Genomic DNA, 18,090 nt, shown 5'->3' on the forward strand with positions numbered 1-18,090 from the left:
CCGCTTAAGCCAAGGCTTAAGTTCCACAAAAGACTAACATGAAGTCCGCCCTATTGAATATAAGATATCGCGAAGATAGCAAAACTCAATAGATCGGCGAACTCACGGTCGGCTCATGTGGAAGTTTGACGGTTTTCACTCATGAGTAACATCGTTAAAGCCAGGTTATACCCCAACTCTATTTGTCGCTGTAATAACTGATAACAAATATAATAAATTGATTATTAAAATCAAAATATTGACTATTAAAATCAATTAATAATAAAATGGCTGATCTAAACAGAATAAAAGTCGTACTTGCCGAGAAGAAAATTTCCAATAAATCATTGGCCGAACACCTTAATAAAAGAGAAGAAACGATTTCGCGATGGTGCAAAAATAAGCAACAACCATCAATAGACGACCTTAATAAAATTGCAGAATTCCTGAGAATGGATATCAGAGACTTATTAAATCCAAGTGATTGGAGTAAAAAGTAATGCTGAAGAACTTAAATGAATTAAATAATATACAAACTAACAACTAAGTTAAGCGCTAACTTTTCATGACTAAGCCAATAATATTTGGAGAGATAAAAGGTATCCCAGAAGGTTATCAATTTGAAGATAGAAGAATAATGATGAAGGACAGTTTCCGTAGAAACTGGGCAGGAGGAATAGACGGGACTGGGAAAACAGGCGTTGCGGCTATTGTACTTTTAGGGGGCTACGCTGATGACGAGGATCTTGGCGATACAATCATTTATACAGGCGCTGGTGGCAACGAGGGCGACAGTAAAAAGCAAACTAAAGACCAAGACTGGAATAATCGAGGCAACGCTGGATTATTAAAAAGCATGGACGAAGGATTACCCGTAAGAGTAATTAGAGGCGCAAAACACAAAACCCCATTTTCTCCAAAACAAGGCTATAAGTACGCAGGCCTTTACAGTGTAATAGACGCGTGGCAGGAGGTCGGTAAAAGCGGTTTTAAAATCTGCAGATACAAGCTCGAATACACAGGTATTAATCCACATAGGAAAACCACTGAAGAAATAGAACTTGATTACTCGACTAAAGAGAAAAAAGAACCGAAAGCGTCGTTCTAAGAATAGTTCGTGACACCAAAATAGCAAGAGAAGTTAAACAGCTCTACAATTATCAGTGCCAAATATGCAATGAAACCATCATTACCAAAGTTGGCCGCTATGCAGAAGGAGCACACATCAAACCCCTAGGCAAACCACATAACGGAGATGATAACTCAAATAACCTAATATGTTTATGCCCTAACCATCATGTAATGTTTGACAAAGGGCTATTCTCTATTTCAGATGAATTTAACCTATTAGGCGACATGGATGGAAAGTTAATTTTGAAGGAAAAGCATAAACTAAATTTATTAAATCTAGCCTATCATCGCCTTGCACATGGATACAGTTAGAGTTGTGTGTGGCATTATTTTCAAGGAAGATAAAATACTTCTCTGCAGAAGAAAAGCTGAAAAATCCCTTGGTGGTTATTGGGAATTCCCAGGCGGAAAAGTTGAGCCGGATGAATCGGAAGGTGATGCGTTAAAGAGAGAGCTTCGAGAAGAGCTCTCCATGCAAGTTGAAATAAACAACCATTTTAAAACCATTACTCATCAATACGAGAACGTTCAAATAGAACTTATAGCCTACGGCTGTAAGTTCATTCAAGCTGATTTCGTACTAATAGACCATAATGAAATTCAATGGGTTAAAAATACAGATCTACTCAGCTTCAATTTAGCCCCAGCAGATGTACCTATTGCTAAAACGCTTATTGCAAAAAGAAAATATTAAAGCTAGTGGAGAATTATTTTCTACTGCCTTTTAAAAAAGCAGTCTAGAAACCGGCAACTATAAAAAATGAATGCGATATTCCACGCAGAAGAAACCCAAGGTGGCTACAACTGGACCATTACCTCCAAACTAGGCCATATCCTGTATACGGCAGAACAAAAATATGGGCTAAGAGATAAAGAATATAGTAAACTCAAAAATTTAGTTGCCAAAAACAGAAAAACAGGAGTTAAATTGTATGAGGTCCAAAAGTCCAACCTCTTGCTAAAGCTATTTTTTTCAATTGTTTAGCTTTTTTCTCCATAGAAGAGGTGGTTTCTTTACTCATATTTATACTAGCATGCCCAATAAATGGAATGTTATCTTCAATTACATCTAGCGAAATAGCACTACATTCATCCTCACTCACTGAAACAGTCCCTGATGTTTCGAAACCAATGCTTCTAAAGTGATGAAATGAGGCTTCTGGTGTGAACTCATCATTATTATAAACAGATAGCAAACCTTCATCTGTTTTTTTAGGCTTAAATACTTGACTAGTGATTTCACCAATGGGTTGAAACGCTTGTACAGAAATTATCTTGTTTGTTACAAAATTTGGATTTACCTGCCTATGGAAAAGTTTATCTTTTGACATTAAAGAGCTTCATTTACTAAAAGATTCATTGATTTCCATCCTACTTTCGTAGAAAGATCAAAGTTTTTTATCGTTTCTTTTTCATTCTCAAAATTTAATGCATGTAACCTTGACTTAAAATTCATTAAATCTATCACAGCATCAATTTCGTATTCACTAGAAGACCATTCAAATTGTATATTACCATCTGGTCGAGGAAATATGGCTGGCTTAATGAAAGTTTTTGGAACAAACCTATCATAGAATGTGAGCAACTTGAGCAAGCCCTTTTTATTTGGCGCTTTACCCTCACCATCTAACCAACCATCTTTTATTAGCATCAATTCATCAATTCTTGAATGCACATCGTAGGGATCAATCAGTGTTGCCTCATCAACTCGGTCAATTACCTGTAAACGTCCAGTTGAATCAAATTTCCCTGTACCTTTAATTAGAACTTTGGTTACAAGCTCAACATCAGCTAAACTTTTGACTAATAATTGGATATCTATGAGTGCTAATGAAGCACTTACTAGTAAGCCAGATTCACTAATTGTAAATGTTTGATTTTTTTTATCAATAGAAGTAACATCAGCATAAATTTCAAATTTATCTATCGTCAACCCAACATATGGCCTATTTAAAACCTTTGCTCTAATGTCGTCAGTAAGCTTGCCATATTTTTTCCGACCAGTCCTATTTAAAAACATGGTTTCATTAGGTCTTAAATGGCGACCAATCCTAATAAAGTAGTTAGCATACTTCGGCTTGGATAATATTGAATTGTTATCCTCAATATCAATATTCTCTAAATCTTTTATCAGAAGATTTTTTGCTTTTTCAAGGTATGAGTAGGTATCATTACTTAAATCCAGTGCTTCGATTTCAGAAGTGTCCAAGTCCAACTCCATAATAGAGCTACCTTTTTTTATATCTAATAGCCTCAAGCTTATTCCATCTAGAAAGTGATTAGGTAGTCTACTTCGTGTGGGATGCTCTTTTTTATAAATATCCTTAGCCAATTCAAAGATTAAATCCTGAATTACTGATAATTCCTGAAGAAATTCTACGGGTACAGATTTTGTTTTAAACCTATCACCTTCTAGTGTTGGTGTAAGAAATTTTTTCTGATTATTCTTCAAGATACGATGATTGCGTTACGCTAAAATATTTAGAAATATTCTAAATATAAAACGTTAAAGTGAAAACTTGCTAGTTAATAACTAGTATAGAGTTATAAAACGATTTTTTCGACAACAAATTATTTGTTTGATCACATTGTTAGCTATCACGGTCGGTATAACTAGCCCAGAATATATTTTCTATATAACGCAAGCTTAGACAGCATCGTCTCCCCATCGAACCTCATCCAACTAAAAAATCTGCATTTCTTTAAGCAAAAAATAGCTCGTTTCTTCAAGTATGTTTTTTTACAATTGCCTATTGCATTATCTCATAAAGTCTTCAATGTCTTTCCTTTGCTTAAGGCGGTATCCTTGTTCCAATATATCTACCGTTTTATGGAAAACCGTAAATTAATTGATCTGGGTTAGATTAGCTTTGTATAGGGCTTATATCTGTCCGAGAACTAATTATTAATTTAAAATTTATTATGGAAGCAATCAAACCTGGGCCTAAGCCCAAAACAGAGGAGGGAAATGACGATAAGAGAAGGAGAGTTCTGCCGGAGACCAAACCGAAACATCCTGATCTGAAGCCGCACATCCACAAACCAAAGGATTAAGCTTGTTGGCGTGAGGTTTTGTAGCCTCATGCCTAACAGCCCCTTTTATAGCTACAAAATTGAAATTTGTTTCCCTGTATTTAAGTGGGTATTTCAGGTAAATAGGTGCTCGTTCCATTTTCAAAAGCAATGAATTAACAATATTTAAATGTTTTAAGAGCTGTCTGATTCTCGAAATATAGTTATCTAATCAAATAGAAATGCACTAAATACATTTTTAAGAAGATTTTTTAAATTTAGTATTGAAGTTTTTTGGTGTGGCTTGTTTATTTAATGCGCATGTGAGGAAGGGGCTATAATAGGAAAGTGCTTTTAAGGACATTAATTCATTATCATATAAGTCAATAAAACAAAAACGAATCAACATTTGGTGATAAATATTGATAGTTTAGTAAAATAACTACACCTAAATTAACCCTCATGAAATATTATCCTGTTTTGCTTTCGAAGGCTGGCGAATTAATTGCCTTGGAAAAACTTGCACAGAATGTTAAAAATAGTTCTGCACCTATTATACAAGTTGTTGAAGATAACTTTATTTCTGTATCAGATCATCTAAAAAACAATTGGTCATTCACAAATAACGAAGTACTGGTAGATTTTTCTTTGATCGATAGTTTGCCAGGTAAAATGGCAGATGTAACACTATTAATAACGGACTCGGTTGCAAATGGAATTAATATTATTCCTGTTATTGATTCTAGCTCGCCAATTGCATATATTAATGCAATTAGTTCTTTAGTAAATCAGTTTAATCTTAAAGTATGTTTAAGAGAAATTTACCCATCTAATTTGATTTCGCTTAATTCGCAAATTGCGAGTATTTTAAATACTTTCTCTATATCCGAATCACAAATAATTCTATTGCTAGATCTTGGTTATGTACAAGCGAGTAATTTCTCTATGAAAGTTAATAACATCGCTGCGCTGATAGGCGGCTTAACAAATGTTTCAAATTTCGATGCGATAGTCGTTGCGAGCGGATCTTTCCCCGAAAATTTATCACCTTTTACTGCAAATCATCTTCATATAATAAGACGTTATGAAAACGATATCTGGGAATATTTAACAACGCAGAATCTCCCACAAAATTTAAGATATGGCGATTACGGCACGAAATATCCAACTTATACGAATGTGAGTTTTACTGGAACATGCAGTATAAAATATACGACACCTAAAACCTTTGCTATTTATAGAGGTGAACTCTCACAAAATCATCCACTTGGAAATGCTCAGTATATACAGTTTGCGAAGCAATTAGTTTTGGCATCTCACTATTCTGGCCCATCCTTTAGTTGGGGAGATCAAAAAATTGAGATAATTTCTCTTCAGTCACTATCACCTCCACCTCGTTTGAAACCAGGTAATGCTAAGACATGGGTTGAGATAAGCCAGAATCATCACATAACATTATTAGAAAGTATTTTGTAGTTTGATGCTTAGGGGAACGTAGTTTATTAGCAATAGATTCTATGTTTTTAATAAAAATGAGCTAAGTTTGAAGAAAAAGTTGATTTATGACTGATGTTGATATCAGAATCATTCTGAAAAATACTTTGTTGAAAAATTATTACGAATGTTCGAATAGTAGGGTTGTTGAAGAGCTTGAACTTCCTATTGCAAAAGCGAGAATAGATATGGCAGTGATCAATGGTTATATGCATGGCTTTGAAATAAAAAGCGCAAGTGATACATTAAAAAGAATTCCATCTCAAGTGGAAGCATATACTAAAGTATTTGACTACCTATCAATCGTTACGGAAGAAAAATATCGGAATAAATTACTTATGATGACGCCAAAGTGGGTAGGAATAATTATTTGTAATAAAGATGGTGAAACAACCTTAATTAGAAAAGCATTAATAAATAAAAAAAAGCAATCATTTTTTCTTGCAAAGCTTTTATGGAAAGATGAATTGCAACTACTTTTGGCTAACAGTGGGGTAAAATTTAATAAATCAGATCGAAATTGGTTGTTATGTGAGGCCCTTGCCGAAAGATTTACCGTAAAAGAAATATCTGAATTAGTCCGAGAACAACTTCGACTAAGAGCAAACTGGAAAAGTTGTTAACTCGCCAGCTGGTCTAAGCCGCTTATATCGCATTTTTCGAGATTTCATAACTTGGCCTAACAGAGCCTGGTTTTGGATTAATTTAAACTTGGATAGATTTTTTTTGAAAAGCTGAATCTAAAAAGCTGTTGGAAGGAGTTGTTGGTATTTGTTCAGAGGGTAAGTAACATATTGTATTTAATCGGCAATCCATTTGGCAGCCACTTTGCATTGAAATGGAGGGGATATTAGGTTCTTCCCCGCTTTTGGTGGTAAGTCACCAGAGAAAGGATTAAAAGATTTTGTAGATATAATAATTGTTCTTAGAATAGATATGGACACCCTAGTACAAAAATAAATTATGACGATATTTTAGGGATGATGATTACCCACTATGAAAAAAGTACAAAGGAATTGGGTTTATAAGGAAGAAAACTTAAAAATAAGTCATTGGCTGAACACCTTAATAAAAAGAGAGGAAACGATTTCGCGATGATGCAAGAATAAGCAACAACCATCAATAGACGACTTTAATAAAATTGCAGAGTTCTTGAGGGTGGATATCAGAGAGTTGTTGAATCCGAGCGATTGGAGTAAATTTGAGGTCCTCGGTTACAAACAAAAGAAAGCAACTTAATTATGAATAATGCCTCTCAACCCTTCAGAAAATTCCCACTAAAAGCGTTATTGCGGAGCTTAGCTCTAGGAGCAATATCTGCGATAAGTTTATTAGCTTTTTTTTTTCTAGCATCTAAATACATTGTCGCAATTGGGAAATTTGCAACTTTCAACGCAGAGTCCGGACCAATAGGTGATACTATTGGAGGAACAGTTGGGCCATTGATAGCCATCATTGCGTCAGTATTAACATTTCTCGCATTTTGGGTTCAATATGACGCTAACCAGCAACAAAAGATTGATCTACAAACCGAAAGATTCGAAAACAAATTTTATCAGATGTTACAAATTCATAGAGATAATGTAACTGAGCTAAAAATGAGGTCAGTAAAAATTATCGAAAGTGATGATAGTTATACCTTTGAGACTGTTGCTGAAGATGGCAAAGCGGTCTTTAAAGATATTTTCAATCAGTTTGTCGATTGCTCTAATGAGCTAAAATTATTCTTCAATAAACTAGATAGAATTTATGAGAGTGATTATAGGATTAAACTAGAAAAAAATGCTTTTCTTCAAAACGATAAGAAATTACTCGCACTTTTAGCAAAGGTTGATATTTGCTATTCAATCGTATATTATGGAGTAGGGGCCGAAGGTTTGATAACTCTTCATAAAATTTTTGAGAATAAATATAAGGACAAGTTTATTCAAGACATCTTAAGATATATTAGTTTAAAACCTGGTGGTGATTTGGCAATACTTCAAAAATGGGCTCGACTTAATAAAAGAGGTTACAGGCCAACTAAAATCATCATTTTAGATAAAATTTTTAGCTGGAGAAAAAATAACTCGGTGCTAGATCCCCAAGCATGTACTTTAGAGAACTCAGTGGATTCATTAGCCAAAGATTATCACAATAGATATAAAAAATACTATGAGGGCCATCAGAGTAGATTAGGGCACTATTTCAGACATCTATATCAAACAGTAAAATATATAAATAATCAAGAAAAAATTTCTTACAAAAGAAAGTATGAATACATCAAAGTACTGAGAGCACAGCTCTCGAATTACGAGCAGGCTATATTATTCTTAAATAGCTTGAGTTCTTTGGGCCAAAATTGGGAAATGCATCCTGAAATAAACTCAGAATTAACTACAAACGGTAAAGTTAACTTTGAACTTATCACAAAATATAATCTAATAAAAAATCTTCCTGGAGAAACGATTTATGGAATACCTTTTAAAAGATTTTATCCAAATGTTCAGTATGAGGGACATGATAAAAAAAGGAATAATTCGCATTACATATAATAGTTACTTTAATTTATTAACTTAAATACAGAATTATATTCGTGATGAGAAGATCTAAATAAAAAATCGCCCGTATAACTTCTTTTAGTGAATACTTTAGATGTATGTTAGCTGTAAGCATAACAAACTTCAAATATTTTGTAAAAATCCAGTCTAATCAATTTTTGGTTATTCTGCAGTTCTAAAATAAGATTTAGAAACTAAGAAAACCAGTCCTTTACAGAAATTATGTTACAATACTTACAGCAAATGGGGGGGGAAAAGTTTAACTTGAAGATAAAGTTAAATTATTTTATCTTGCAAATATGATATTGTTATTAACTATTGTTTATAAGGCTAATTAGTATAACTCAAGACCAAACAACAAATTAACGCACTTTTTCACTGATAAATTTAAAATGATATATTTTCATTATTGCCAAAACTATCTAGAGAATACGAATGACCAATCCGCAAAATTAATCTTAAAAAAACTTACGGAATATTCAGTAAGAGATACCCTTAGAGGGATTAATTCTATTGCTTGCCACACTGGTGGCATTTTTGTACTCAACATATCTTCTCCTCATTTAAAAATTATAATGGAGGAGAAACGCATTGATTTTGGAGAGAAGCAGATAACAGTCTATTTCGTTCGAGATCTACTTAATGCTAGTTCAATGTACAATTGGCTACAGTATTATGTGGAAATAAGAGATGGCAAATGGCTGGAATATAACCCCCTGCCCGATTTCGAGCAAAACGCCTTCATTCATTACTATGAAAGTACCTCGAATGCTGTTGGAAAGAAGAAAGAGTATCCTCCAAACAATCTAATCGAATGGCATAGAGACTATAGGTTAAAGGTCGATTATGACATATATGAATCTGAGGATTGGGTTAAATTTGCAATTAATAGCTCGCCAAGTGATGGTATGAAAGATGATGAGGCTAAACTCTATAAATTGGCTTTAGATTCACTTTCAAACGGAGAGTTAAACAATCATGCGAGTTATGAAACAATATGCATTAGAGAAAATTGTGATATACGAGTTGTTGAACTTCATGATATTTGTATCTATTATTTGGAGATTATCCTACCTACAGTTAACACACCAATATTTCTTCTAATAAACGGAGCAAATAAGGTCACGCAATTTGATCATTATAATAATATTAAAGAGAATCTGAAAGACAGAGATTATAAGATTGATTCGATCGAGCGTGTACAGCGCCTAGCGTTAAGGGCCTATCCTAAATGGGCACTGAAGAATGCAGATCTATGGAAAGCCATTCAAAAAAATAGTGAAACGGGAAATCTATCCCTGTTACCTGAACAAACGGTTTTTTTGAAGGAATTTACATTCCCAAAATATATCAACGGACAAGCAGGTAGCGGTAAATCAACCATGTTGTATTACTTATTCGCGAACACCTACTATTTTAAATGTTTTGGTGAGATAGAGGGTGACGTAATCTTTCTCACTGAAAACGAAAATTTACTTAAGCATACAAAAAAGTCAGTAGTCGAACTTTTGCAGTGTAATCCAGAGTTTGAGCTGTCATTTGAGGATATATCGAACGTGGACAAAAATTTCATGTCTTTTAAGAATTTCTTACTAAGTCAGATTCCTGACGATGTAGATAGCTTTCGAAACGATAAATATCTTGATTTCTCAAGATTTAAGATGCTGTATGAATCCTCGGCAATTCCAACTCATGTTATAAAAAAATATTCAGCCGAATTATCATGGTTTATACTCTCTACATATATTAACGGTTACGATTTGGATTTCCAAATCACTAGTGAAAATTATGAAGAAAAAATGCCATCTGAGGGCAAAAAATTGGTATCGCTTGATGATTTGAGAGGGATTGAACGAGAAATTCTACCATTTTACAGGAAGCAGATTGAAGAAAATGGTTATTGGGACAAAATTAAAATCATTCGATATATTAAAGATAATCTACAAAAAGAGAAGCTTTATGAAGTTATCTTTTGCGACGAGGCGCAAGATTTTAGTAGGGTAGAGTTACGTTATATTCTAGGCCTTTCGAGCTACTTGCATTATGATTTAAGCACAACAGAGCAAGTACCAATTGTATTTGCTGGCGACGCGCTACAAACTGTTAATCCAACTGGTTTTAGAGCTGCGGAAGTGAAGGACATGTTATACGAAGAACTAAAACAAATTGCTGGTTTTAAATTAGATACTGACAAAATTGAATATGCCCCAGAGTTTAACTATCGATCATCCCAGGCAATTGTCAATGTAGCAAATGCAATTCAATACTGGCGGAAGAAAAATTTCGAATCTATAATAAAAAAGCCACAAATTGCAAAGAGACCTGAATTTGGGAAAGACAATAATCTAAATATCTTCATCGACTTCAAAAGCGTAGAGCAGAATGAGAACAATATTATTGATAAGCTTAAATATAAAATATTTATCATTCCAGTAAATTTTGATGACAAGGAAGAATACATTAGAACCAACGCAATACTCAAAAGTTTTCCAGAGGCAAATATAAAAACTGCTGTTGAGGCAAAAGGTATAGATTATGAACAGGTTGTTATTTTTGGCTTTGGCGAGTATGGAATGTCAATTGAAAACTTAGAAGAATATGAGAGGCGGTTTTTCTATAACAAACTCTACGTAGCTGTCACCAGGGCTCAGTTAGAATTGATCATTTTAGATTCAAATGATAGTCAGGAGAAGTTTTGGTTGAAGATGATCAGATTTTATGCAGACTCATCTTGGAGTAATGATAGTGGAGTACAGCCTAAAGAGATTCAAGAAACTATAGTATTTGGGGCAAACCAAATTCCACAGATTTTGCAAAGTACGCCCGAAATGGCACTTGCAAATGCATACAAAGACAAGGAACAAGGTGTATTTTCTAAAAATCCCTTCTTATTAAGAATTGCAGCTCATCAATTCTTAAAATTAGGTAAAAAAGATGAACATTTTATCTGCCTAGCTTTGATGTATAAGCTTAGAGAAGAATGGCATGAATCAGCAAAATATTATTTAAACAAGGATGTCGGTTATCAAGGCATTCCGGAAGCAGCCCTAATCTATTGGGAAGGTAAACTTTTAAACGAGTTTTTAAAATTTAGTCTTAAACCAGAAAATGAAGAAAACCACATAAAGACGATTATTGCCACTCTTATGCTGACAGGTGAATTGGAAGGGAGTCAATTGAGGTCTCTTAGAGAAAGTCGAAATAAGATAAGGGGTATTTTATATGATACTCCATGGATGCACGAAATTATTAATCAACTTCTTCAACTACTCGAAACAAGCAGCGATACGGAAAGTATAAAGCTATTAATCGATGTGTTTGAAGAAATTTGCAGCAATGAGTACACTGATGTTTGGCTTAAAATAGGCGAAAAAAATCTTCAGATTAAACGGTATGAATATGCCGTTGAGGCTTTTGAGAAAATTGGACATGAGGGAGTGTCATTTATTACCGCCAAAATTCAAATTTCTAAACAGAGTGGAAAAGTGATCGAAGAGGTGTTCTGGTTAGGAAGCCTGATGAAGGAACCACAGCTTAATGAATTGAAAAGGAAGGAGATTCGAAGTGAAATTATCGAACTTTATAAGTTAAATCGTGAAATTTTTATCCAAGATGGAATTACTCCCCCTCAAACATTGCTTTTCATATATTCAAGCTTATTAAAAGAAGGTAATTTGCACTCTGACATATTATTAATTTGTAAATGTGCAGAGAAGACTTTTTTGCAAATAAATAAGAAAACTGTTGAAATTGTTACTTTCTACCACCAATTTATGATAGAGTCGAAAAGGAATACGGAAATATTCCAATTTGTATTGACTCGGTGGGTAAGAACTATGCTATTAGGTGGATTTCATATCCCTGAGGTTAATGAAATATATAGGGCTGTTTGTGCAGCTAACAAAATCAGATTCCACTACTTCACTGAAGAGGAAATAATACGAATTCCAGCAATTCCCTCTAGTATAATCAGTGAACCTCCGTTCCATTTTAAAAATGTTAGTATACGCAATTTCCGGAAGCTCCAGAATGTCACTGTAGAAAACCTCGGTCTTATCAACTTAGTTGTTGGTGACAATAATGTTGGCAAAACAACATTCTTGGAATCTCTTTTATTTACAAGTGATCCAGAACAACTTTTGACGAGGCTTGCTTTTGCTTTTATTGAAAGGAAAAATTTGTTCCCTTCAGTATCCATCACTTCTGAAGGTTCTCGTTATTTTTACAAATTAGAGAAGAACTTCCTTTTAGATTTTAAAAATCACCACAATCCAACCTCTCCTACTGAATATATCATTGAAAATAATCGCTCGGAATGGAAATATACACTTCATTTGGATGATCTTCGTCAACACGACATTAGTCCTGGGACCATATCTTTTAGCGAAGATAATTGGCTTCTCGTAGAAGAATTAAATGCGGTGGACTTGGTTAAGACGCCCTTGATCGCTTATGGAAAGGGATTCGGTAGCGATTTGGCGAAATCATACTTTGAAGAGGTAATTTCCAGACCTGAAATTGAGAAAAATGTTGTTCAAAGTATGAGGCTGTTTATTCCAGGTGTAGAAAGAATAATTGCAGACACCGCCACTGGCGGAATTCATATCTATGATAGAGATTTCCCTGAAATACCATTACCTCTGCACCAATATGGAGAAGGTGCCAACAAGCTTTTTAGGATCTTAGTCTTACTTGTAATTCATCGAGAAAAACGGGTTTTGATTGATGAAATTGATGCTGGAATACATTTTTCGAGATTTCCAGCTTTTTGGAAAACTATTATAACGGTGGCAATTGAGAATAACACACAGATCATAGCTACTACTCACAATGACGAGTGCATTAAATATTATGCTCAGATTTTGGAAAAACTTGGTCTCGATTGTCAAAAACGTGCTAGGGTGGTTCAGTTAAAGAACGTAGCAGATCAAATCAAGATCAGATCATATGAGTATAATAGCTTTAACGAGGCTATTGATAATAACTTTGAACTCAGAGGAGGAGATAAGTTATGAGCAAAATCCTGATTTTTTGTGAGGGCATAACTGACCTCTTTTTCATCGGCCACTGTCTGGATAAATTTTTCGGATTGGAATTCAAGTACATTTATAACAAGAAAAAACCGTTAAACGAATGTATAATAACTCATAAATGCGAAATTGTTGGTATTGGTGGATGTGAAAAACTTACTAATCCTTTATATCTGGATAGACTTCGTGATAACACGGCAGAAGGTGGCAGGAACATTATTATTTTTGATGCAGACTTTGGCCCCGAAGCTGTAGGAGAAAAAAAAGGAACTGGCAATAATGGTTTTGTTAATGCAAAAAGAAAACTCGAAGACATCCAGAAAACTAAGGAGGTAGAATTTGATTTTTATTTATGGCATAATAACGCAAACGATGGAGAAGTAGAGGATCTTTTAGCAAAGCTAATTCCAGAAAATAAGAAGAAGTTGATGGATTGTATAAATAATCATAAGGAATGTTTATCTAGCTTAGAAATTGATAATTTAATGGTCCCAGATAAAAAGAAGGTACTTGGTTATTACCTTTACAGTCTTCAACACGATTTGCACGATTACCAGAATAATGATGTTTGGCATCTCAGTATTACGGATATTTCAGACCTTGGAAAATTTGCTACATTTTTGCAAAAATACTTCGCGTCTAATAACGTAAATGATGGACTCGCTGAAATTGCGACTAACGCATAGGGCAAAAAGGAATAACTGTATTTTACGATGGGTTGATTTTGTCATTTGAGGTAGTTGAGCTGCAAAGGTAAATTATTATTTTTCTCTCCCAGTATCAATCATCTCTGTCCCATTGCCTGGCCAGTTTCTCTATATAATCCACAAAACCTGCTATGCTAATCAAGATTTGTGTTTTGAACCAGGTTAAGTAATTCTCAATTTGAGATACCTGTTAACATTCGAAAACCTTAATTGCAAAACTACTTGTTGTCACAAAATTAGGGTTAATTAGTAAATATTTCGTCACAGAATTAGGGTTATTTATTGCTTTTCTGTTACAGAATTAGGGTAAATGTATGTTTTGCCGAAATGTTCGCGAAAATCATTTATCAATTTTCTTGATATTTTGTAGCTGGTTGTATTTAGATGATTTTTCTTGTGTTAAACGAATTCATTTCGTAAATTTGAGTGTCAACATTTGAGCCAATAATAGTCATTTTGACAGTTAGTGAGTCGAAATTGTATTTTACAATTATTTGATAGTCAGAAGGTTATTTAAATAAAACTTGTTCTGGTTTCGTCGGCAACTCTAATTGCAGTTAATTTCGCTTTACCTGTAAAGAAATATTTTGAACCATTAACAAAATTTTTGCATATTGCATACGCAAGGGGTGAGAGCCTTGCATCAATCATTAGATTGAGAGCGTTAATTTAGATAAAAGGATGCAACAGCAATGTCGCATCCTTTTTTTCTTTAGGGTTAATGCTTATCGAGGTTTAGTATGTCAATCTTGTAAAATTTCACATTATTCTACTTTCTCCAAAATTTTCTGCATATCCAATCCGATCTTATGATCAAGTACTTTTGCATAAATCTGCGTCGTTTTAATACTGGTATGTCCCATCATCTTTGACACGCTTTCAATAGGTACGCCGTTATTGAGTGTTATAGTAGTCGCAAATGTATGCCTGGCGATATGGAAAGTCAGCAACTTTCTGATATCGCAGAGGTCAGCTATCTCTTTTAAATAGGCATTCATTTTCTGATTGCTCATCATAGGAAGCAGGGTATCTTTCATAATACATTGTGGATGATTTTCATAAGTCTTGATTATGGAAAGGGCTGCGGGCAGTACAGGTATCCGTGAAAGCGTATTCGTTTTTTTTCTGCTGGTGTATATCCATAAATTGTCATCAGTTCCTTTAACCAGTTCAGATCGTTTTAATTTACATACGTCAACATAGGCAAGCCCAGTATAGCAACTGAAAATAAACATGTCGCGAACTGTAGAAACTCTATCCATACTGAATTTCTTTTCCCTTATACGGATTAATTCTTCTTTAGTAAGAACCTCTCGGTGCACAGTATTCTGTTTTGGCTTATAATTTAGATATGGGTCTATAGCCAGCCAACCATTAGATAAACATATACGAACGATTTTGCCGAGGTTCTTGATGTACTTGATTGCAGAGTTATTGCCACAGTTGCGAACACTCCTAAGATAGTATTCAAAATCTATTAAAAAAGCAAAGTTGATCTTCGTAACAGGGATGTCTGAAATATTATAATTTAATTGCATAAAATCCTTAACATGCATCAGACAGGTCTCATAGCGCCGAAGGGTGCTCTGTTCAAATTCTTTGCCGATGAGGGTTTTCATTTTGGCGTTATGATCTGCAAATATGGTAACTAGAGTTCTTGATTGAAACCCTTTCCCAATGAAGCGGTTTTTAACTGTTTCTGCTGTAACAGTTTCATTTGCTAATGTCATTACCTGATGAAGTTCTTGAGCCTTTGATTGCAACTTATCAAGATATGCATTTAAAACCCTGTTATCTTCTTTGGTACCAGCGACCCGCCCAGCCTGTGCGTTCCAGCGCTTGGGATCGCAAGACTTTCCAGTTGAGGTTTCTGCCCGTCGTCCGTCAACTGTAAATCTTAAATAAATAGTAATTGGCCCATCTTTGTAAGTAGCGCGCTTCTTTAAATAAAAAAGCAAATTCATGTTTGTTCTCATGACAAGTGGTTAAAGTGATACAAAATTGTTAATTCCGTCACTTACAGTCAAGATGTTTAATGAGTGAACTAGCTTATAAACAACCGCTTAAGCTATATTTGGTGAGCATTAATATCATTTAATATGCTCACCTAATTGCTCACTTTTTCCTCACGAAAAATTGAATATTTTGATGTTTTCACTAAACGAAAAAGCCTGTAAACATTTAATTTACAGGCTTTTAGTTAAATTTAAAACTATTTTCGCGGAATGGACGGGACTCGAACCCGCGACCTCCTGCGTGACAGGCAGGCATTCTAACCAGCTGAACTACCACTCCTTTTGTTCCCTTTTAAGTTTGAACCTCTTTCCTCTTTCGAGGTTGCAAATATAGCCACTATATTTAGTTTATCCTTATCTAAAGCGAGTATTTCTTTCTCAAACACGTAACTGCCTGAATACCATTTAAAATATTTTTTACTTAAAGGATTTGAATGAAATAAGCACGATGACATCAATGGGTAGAAAACAAAAAAGCCTCAACTTTTTCAAGTTAAGGCTTTTGTTGCGGAATGGACGGGACTCGAACCCGCGACCTCCTGCGTGACAGGCAGGCATTCTAACCAGCTGAACTACCACTCCTTTTGTTCCCTTTTAAGTTTGAACCTCTTTCCTCTTTCGAGGTTGCAAATATAGAGACAATATCTTTATTTGCAAATTTTATTTTAAAATAATTATAACCAATTAATTACCAGCGCCTTCTTGCATCTTCTCTGCATTTTCAGCAAACTGAAGTGCATCTATAATTTCCTGGATCTCTCCATCCATGATGGTTGGAAGATTATACATCGTTAATCCAATACGATGTTCGGTAACACGCCCTTGCGGATAATTGTAGGTTCTGATTTTTGCCGAACGATCTCCTGTAGACACCATTGTTTTACGTTTAGCAGCAATATCACCATTTTTTTTCTGCAACTCAATATCGTATAATTTACTGCGCAACATTTCCATTGCAATTACACGGTTACCCAATTGCGAACGCTCTTGCTGACAAACCACTACTATTCCGGACGGTTTGTGGGTTAACTGTACTTTAGTTTCTACCTTATTTACGTTCTGTCCACCCGCACCACCAGACCGTGAAGTCTGCAATTCAATATCAGCTGGGTTGATATACAAATCAATCTCTTCAGCCTCTGGTAAAACCGCAACTGAAGCTGCCGAGGTATGTACACGACCCTGCGTTTCGGTATCAGGAACACGTTGAACACGGTGCACACCACTTTCATATTTCAACTGACCATAAACATCATCGCCGCTAACTTTCAAAATCACCTCTTTGTAACCACCAGCAGTTCCTTCCGTAACATCAACCGTTTCTACTCTCCAGCCTTTGGTTTCAAAATAGCGGGTATACATGCGGTATAAATCGCCTGCAAACAGAGCAGCCTCATCTCCACCTGTACCGCCACGGATTTCAAACACAGCGTTTTTAGCGTCTTCAGGATCTTTTGGAATTAACATTAAACGGATATTGCTTTCCATTTCTTCCTGTTGCTTCAGCAATAAATCCAGTTCTTCTTTTGCCATCTCACGCATTTCAGGATCTTTTTCAACCGCTAAAATTTCTTTGTTGGCGTCAATATTACTCATCACATTTTTGTAGATTTTATATTCGTCTACAATTTTGCCCAAGTCTTTATATTCTTTGTTTAAAGCCGCGAAACGCTTCATATCCTGAATTACATCCGGATTACTCAACGATTCTTCTACATCTTCCCAGCGTAGTTTTATAGCTTCTAATTTATCTAACATATTATTTTTTGTATTGAACTTCCCTGCATCCAGCGGTAGCTAAAATTTAAGGAAATGCGAAAATAAGGAAAAAAGCTGAATTTGTTTGAAACAGGCTTATACAGATTAAAACGTTTTGGAAATGAAAGGTGCTGAAATATGGCAGCCGACAGCCCCGCTAACGTTTCAAGTCCCGAAGAAAAATCGGGCGCTTTACACTTATATCGGGTTTAGGAACAAAGGTTAAATACCATGTTGAACATTATAAGAACGGCAAACTAAAATAGCAGCAATAAACCGAGTGAATAAACGGGATTGAAATGGCAGCTCCCGATTTTTCATCGGGACTATAATGCAAAGCCCGACTTGCATTAACCTTAATTCCCGATTGCTTTCCAAACAATCAACACACAAAGATATCTACACTACAGGCGAGATGACGACT

At 34.9% G+C, this 18,090-nt stretch carries 14 protein-coding genes and 2 tRNA genes; 9 read left to right on the forward strand and 7 right to left on the reverse strand.

Annotated features, from left to right (window positions below):
* Nucleotides 1-266: 266 nt before the first annotated feature.
* The 4 genes from ON09_RS01285 to ON09_RS01295 all read left to right on the forward strand — a co-directional run bounded on the left by ON09_RS01285 (nucleotide 267) and on the right by ON09_RS01295 (nucleotide 1,804).
* Nucleotides 267-479: a helix-turn-helix transcriptional regulator gene (locus ON09_RS01285; protein WP_010599257.1), complete on the forward strand. Its 213-nt coding sequence runs from the start codon at nucleotides 267-269 to the stop codon at nucleotides 477-479.
* A 65-nt stretch (nucleotides 480-544) separates the two neighbouring features.
* Nucleotides 545-1,087 (forward strand): YDG/SRA domain-containing protein, encoded by a 543-nt coding sequence (locus ON09_RS25515; protein WP_010599258.1) that lies wholly within the window; start codon nucleotides 545-547, stop codon nucleotides 1,085-1,087.
* A gap of 116 nt (nucleotides 1,088-1,203) precedes the next feature.
* Complete coding sequence (locus tag ON09_RS26730; protein ID WP_394358209.1) at nucleotides 1,204-1,422, forward strand: HNH endonuclease; 219 nt, start codon at nucleotides 1,204-1,206, stop codon at nucleotides 1,420-1,422.
* The gene (locus ON09_RS01295; protein WP_010599259.1) at nucleotides 1,409-1,804 is read left to right on the forward strand and encodes a (deoxy)nucleoside triphosphate pyrophosphohydrolase; all 396 of its coding nucleotides are present in this window, start codon (nucleotides 1,409-1,411) and stop codon (nucleotides 1,802-1,804) included. Before ON09_RS26730 ends, ON09_RS01295 begins: the two co-directional genes overlap by 14 nt.
* Nucleotides 1,805-2,033: 229 nt before the next feature.
* Here the strand turns inward: ON09_RS01295 and ON09_RS01300 are convergent, their stop codons facing one another.
* The 3 genes from ON09_RS01300 to ON09_RS25050 all read right to left on the reverse strand — a co-directional run bounded on the left by ON09_RS01300 (nucleotide 2,034) and on the right by ON09_RS25050 (nucleotide 4,282).
* A complete protein-coding gene (locus ON09_RS01300) occupies nucleotides 2,034-2,441 on the reverse strand; it encodes a hypothetical protein (protein ID WP_010599260.1) in 408 nt (135 codons plus the stop codon).
* On the reverse strand, nucleotides 2,441-3,562 hold the full coding sequence (locus ON09_RS01305) for a hypothetical protein (protein WP_010599261.1): 1,122 nt from the start codon (nucleotides 3,560-3,562) through the stop codon (nucleotides 2,441-2,443). The genes ON09_RS01300 and ON09_RS01305 overlap by 1 nt, the downstream gene beginning before the upstream one ends.
* Nucleotides 3,563-4,054: 492 nt before the next feature.
* The gene (locus tag ON09_RS25050; protein WP_029204030.1) at nucleotides 4,055-4,282 is read right to left on the reverse strand and encodes a hypothetical protein; all 228 of its coding nucleotides are present in this window, start codon (nucleotides 4,280-4,282) and stop codon (nucleotides 4,055-4,057) included.
* A 302-nt stretch (nucleotides 4,283-4,584) separates the two neighbouring features.
* On the opposite strand from ON09_RS25050, the gene ON09_RS01315 reads away from it, so the two are divergent.
* The 5 genes from ON09_RS01315 (at nucleotide 4,585) to ON09_RS01335 (ending at nucleotide 13,872) form a co-directional block, all read left to right on the forward strand.
* Nucleotides 4,585-5,598: a beta family protein gene (locus tag ON09_RS01315; RefSeq protein WP_010599263.1), complete on the forward strand. Its 1,014-nt coding sequence runs from the start codon at nucleotides 4,585-4,587 to the stop codon at nucleotides 5,596-5,598.
* A gap of 86 nt (nucleotides 5,599-5,684) precedes the next feature.
* Complete coding sequence (locus ON09_RS01320; protein WP_010599264.1) at nucleotides 5,685-6,239, forward strand: sce7726 family protein; 555 nt, start codon at nucleotides 5,685-5,687, stop codon at nucleotides 6,237-6,239.
* A gap of 618 nt (nucleotides 6,240-6,857) precedes the next feature.
* Entirely contained in the window at nucleotides 6,858-8,150 is a 1,293-nt protein-coding gene (locus ON09_RS23980; RefSeq protein WP_010599265.1) for a putative phage abortive infection protein, read from the forward strand.
* Between the two features lie 398 nt (nucleotides 8,151-8,548).
* Nucleotides 8,549-13,171, forward strand: coding sequence for an AAA family ATPase (locus ON09_RS01330; protein ID WP_010599266.1), 4,623 nt, complete (start codon nucleotides 8,549-8,551; stop codon nucleotides 13,169-13,171).
* Complete coding sequence (locus ON09_RS01335; RefSeq protein ID WP_010599267.1) at nucleotides 13,168-13,872, forward strand: DUF3226 domain-containing protein; 705 nt, start codon at nucleotides 13,168-13,170, stop codon at nucleotides 13,870-13,872. Before ON09_RS01330 ends, ON09_RS01335 begins: the two co-directional genes overlap by 4 nt.
* Nucleotides 13,873-14,657: 785 nt before the next feature.
* Here ON09_RS01335 and ON09_RS01340 read toward each other — a convergent pair.
* The 4 genes from ON09_RS01340 to prfA form a co-directional block, all read right to left on the reverse strand.
* Entirely contained in the window at nucleotides 14,658-15,869 is a 1,212-nt protein-coding gene (locus ON09_RS01340; protein WP_029204031.1) for a site-specific integrase, read from the reverse strand.
* 245 nt (nucleotides 15,870-16,114) lie between these two features.
* Nucleotides 16,115-16,188: transfer RNA gene (locus tag ON09_RS01345), tRNA-Asp, on the reverse strand.
* A 228-nt stretch (nucleotides 16,189-16,416) separates the two neighbouring features.
* Nucleotides 16,417-16,490, reverse strand: a tRNA-Asp gene (locus tag ON09_RS01350).
* A gap of 102 nt (nucleotides 16,491-16,592) precedes the next feature.
* Nucleotides 16,593-17,666, reverse strand: a complete 1,074-nt coding sequence (gene prfA / locus ON09_RS01355) for a peptide chain release factor 1 (protein ID WP_010599269.1) — start codon at nucleotides 17,664-17,666, stop codon at nucleotides 16,593-16,595.
* Between the last annotated feature and the right edge of the window lie 424 nt (nucleotides 17,667-18,090).

Source organism: Pedobacter agri PB92, assembly GCF_000258495.1.
GTDB classification, from domain to species: Bacteria; Bacteroidota; Bacteroidia; order Sphingobacteriales; family Sphingobacteriaceae; genus Pedobacter; species Pedobacter agri.